This is a genomic window from Streptomyces sp. BRA346, assembly GCF_052851135.1.
In genome coordinates this window covers 1-3,821 of record NZ_JAIWIH010000115.1, presented here as the reverse complement: position 1 = coordinate 3,821, position 3,821 = coordinate 1, and the positions used below count along the sequence as shown (strand labels likewise).

The following is a 3,821-nucleotide window of genomic DNA, read 5'->3' as shown; positions in this document are numbered from 1 at the left end:
CGCCGACTCGCCGACTGCTTCCCCGCCGTCGACTACTTCGAGAACTCCGGCCTGCCCTTCGTCATCGCCCTCAACGGCTTCGACGGACACCAGCCGTACGCGCCGGAGGAAGTCCGCGAGGCCCTCCAGATCGGCCCGGACACCCCGATCATCACCACCGACGCGCGCCACCGCAGCGAGACCAAGAGCGCCCTCATCACCTTGGTCGAACACGCGCTGATGGCCCGGCTCAAGTAGACGAACATCGCCGGAAGTTGTCCGGCCGCAAAGGTACGAGCGGGCTGTGTCCAACGACACGGCCCGCTCGTACCTTCATAACGTTTCGACAGAGAAAAACATGGCTCGTCGACACGGAGCGCACGTGATCGACTCCGTTGTGCACTCAATTAGTTCGGTGTTTGACATGTCTCACCCGTAACGCCCGTTTTATCTCTGGTCTAGACAACAGACTGATCGGTTTGCGTAGTGTTTGGAAAGCACCTGCGGGGCGTGCTGGAATTCGCTGAACTGGGCAGTAAGGGCTCAACTGGGAACGGCACGAGATCGGTGCCGACGCCGAGAGGTTGTTGGTCGAGTGAGGCGAAGCACGCCGGACCCCGCGCAAGAAGCGCGAGGGAACTTCACCCCGCCGCCGCGTACACGCACTGCGGCACCGTCCGCAGATGCGTCGGATCCGCCCGCCCCCACAGGTGGCCGGATCACCCCGCGGAACTGGGGGGTGCGCACGAGGCTCTACGCCATTTTGCTCATCCCCGTGCTGGTGGCGCTGGTCTTCGGTGGGTTCCAGGTGTCGGCGTCGGTCACCACCTGGAACGAGGCTCAGGACGCGGAACGCACCGCCAAGTTGGTCCGGGCCGCCGAGTCCTACGCCCATGCGCTGGTCGACGAGCGCGACCGGACCGCGGGACCGCTGCTGACCGGCACCAATGAGGACGTGGTGCGCAAGGTCCGCGCGACGACCGACGCGATGAAGGAGCAGTTCGACCAGGCGGCAGCCGACATGCCGCAGACGGCGACGCTCAAACGCCGCCTCAAGGCGTTCCGGTCGACCGAACCCCAGCTGGCGGCGCTGCGGCGGAACGCCTACACCGACCGGCTGGGCGCGGTGAAGACCGAAGAGGGCTACGTCGGCGTCGAGCACTCGCTGATCGAGTTCGCCAACGAACTGGGCCTGGGCACCGGCAACATCACCTCCTACGGCCGCACCGTCTACGCGGTCTCGCTGGCCAAGGGCGCCGAGTCGCTCCAGCGCTCCATCGGCACGCATCTGCTGGTCAAGCCGGGGCCGTCGGCGGCCGACCGCAAGACCCAGCTGACCGCTTTCGGCAGCTATGTCTACCTGGAGGGCATCGCCCTCGGGGAGTTCAACGCCGCGGGCACCCCGGAGGACGTGACCCGGCTGGAGGACACCCTCACCGCGGCCAAGAAGCGGGCGCAGGCGCAGAGCGCCGCGGCCAAGCAGAAGGCCGAGGCCGCGGGGAAGACGTACACCGAACCGCCCTCCATGGACCGGATGGTCCAGGCCATTGCCGGTGGTTCGGCGCCCGAGGACCTGGCGGACCAGGGCATCACTCCGGACGCCTGGTTCGCGGCGTCCACGGTCAAGTTCGACGCCTACCGCGACGCCGAGCAGAACCTCGTGGACAAGGCCGTGAACGAGGCATCGCAAATATCCGCGAACGCAAAGCAGGACACGATCGTGAACGCCGCGATCGTCCTCGTCGCGCTGCTCGTGGCGTTCTTCGTGGCCGGCCGGATGGCCCGCTCGATGAGCCACAGCATGCTCCAGCTGCGCAACGCCGCCTTCGACGTCGCCGAGCAGCGGCTGCCCATGGTGGTCGACCAACTCTCCCGCACCGACCCGGGCCGGGTGAACACACGGGTCACCCCGATCCCGATCAACACCCGGGACGAACTGGGCGAGGTCGCCCGCGCCTTCGACCAGGTGCACCGCGAGGCGATCCGTCTCGCGGCCGAGCAGGCGATGCTGCGGGGCAACGTCAACGCGATCTTCACAAACCTTTCCAGTCGCAACCAGGGCCTGATCGAGCGACAGCTCACCCTGATCTCCGAACTGGAGAGCCGGGAGGCCGACCCGGACCAGCTGGAGCACCTCTTCCGGCTGGACCACCTGGCCACCCGCATGCGGCGCAACGGCGAGAACCTGCTGATCCTCGCGGGCGAGGAGCCGGGCCGTCGCTGGAACCAGCCGGTGCCCCTGATCGACGTGCTGCGCGCCGCCTCCTCCGAGGTGGAGTCGTACGAACGCATCGAACTGGCCGGGATCTCCGAGAGCGAGATCCACGGCACCGCGGTGACCGACCTCGTCCATCTGCTCGCCGAGCTGCTGGAGAACGCCACCACCTTCTCCTCGCCGCACACCAAGGTGCGGGTCACCGCGACCCGGCTGCCGGACGGCCGCGTGGTGGTCGAGATCCACGACAAGGGCATCGGCCTGACCGCCGAGGACTTCGCCGACATCAACCACAAGCTGGCCAAGCCGCCGACCGTGGACGCCGCGGTCTCCCAGCGCATGGGCCTGTTCGTGGTCGGCCGCCTCGCCGACCGGCACAACATCCGGGTGCAGCTGCGCCCGGCCGGTGAGCAGGCGGGCACCACCTCGCTGGTGATGCTGCCCGACGCGATCACCCACGGCGGTGGCGGCGAGGAGCTGCCCCAGGACGAGTTCACGGTCTCCCGGCTCGTCCCGGAGCCGGAGCCGCAGCCCACGTACACCGCCGAGGACGCCGCCCTGTCCTCGCGCACGGCCGCGGAACTGGGCTTCGACGACTCGTCGTACGCCCAGGAGCAGCTCCAGCGGCAGGAGCAGTTCCAGCGGCCGGAGCAGCCCCCGCAGCAGGAGCAGTTCCAGCGGCCGGAGCAGCCCCCGCGGCAGTACGGCGGGCTCCAGGCCATGCAGCAGGAGCAGGAGCCGCGGCACGACCCGGCCGAGCCGGATCTGCTGGCCCAGCCCGGTCCGGGACCGGCCGGTCCCCGGTACCAGGATTCCGCCTTTTCTGAACCGGAAGCGGACTTCACAGCCCAGACAGAGCCGGAACAACAGCCGTACGTGGGCTATAACTCACCTTCCCAGCAGGGAGAGTGGGGCGATTCCGGATCTTTTGAAAACCCCTTCGCGTCGCAGTTCGGGACGCAAACGGAATCGGGACCCGGCGGTCCCGAAGTTTCGCGGGACCGCGTAGAGTTCCACCGTCCGGGCCCCTCTCCGAGCGGCGTCCACTCCATGACCGACGCGGGACTCCCGCGCCGCGACAAGCAGTGGCAGCCGATCGAGGAGACAGGGGCGCAGGCGGCAGTCGGGGAGCCGGCGGCGGCTGCGGCGCCGGAACGGCCGCGGCAGACCCCGCAGGAGGACGGTAACCAGTGGCAGTCGGAAAACGACCAGCGCTGGCACCGTGCCGAACAGCTCCGCGAGCCGAAGGCCGGCGGGGTCACCTCCTCCGGTCTGCCCCGGAGGGTGCCCAAGGCCAACCTGGTCGAGGGTGCCGCGGAGCCCACCGGACAGGGCGGCCCCCAGGTCTCCCGGGCCCCGGAGGACGTCCGCGGCAGGCTCAGCAACCTGCGCCGCGGCATCCAGCGGGGACGCGATGCGGGATCCGGGATCACCCCGCGTGACCAGCATGACCAACAGGGCTTCGGCCCCGGCAGCACCTACGATCAGGAGCGTTAGTGTGAGCCCGATGAGCCAGGCGGCGCAGAACCTGAACTGGTTGATCACCAATTTCGTGGACAACACCCCCGGGGTGTCCCACACCGTGGTGGTCTCCGCCGACGGACTCCTTCTGGCGATGTCCGAAGGC

General features: G+C 68.7%; 2 protein-coding genes and 1 pseudogene. All 3 read left to right on the top strand.

Annotated elements, in window-relative coordinates:
• Positions 1–237: pseudogene (locus LCH29_RS43570) on the top strand (ATP-binding protein); the annotation flags it as partial.
• A gap of 337 nt (positions 238–574) precedes the next feature.
• Complete coding sequence (locus LCH29_RS43565; RefSeq protein ID WP_446467220.1) at positions 575–3,691, top strand: nitrate- and nitrite sensing domain-containing protein; 3,117 nt, start codon at positions 575–577, stop codon at positions 3,689–3,691.
• 10 nt (positions 3,692–3,701) lie between these two features.
• The coding region (locus tag LCH29_RS43560; RefSeq protein WP_030834062.1) for a roadblock/LC7 domain-containing protein at positions 3,702–3,821 on the top strand (120 nt) is incomplete at its 3' end.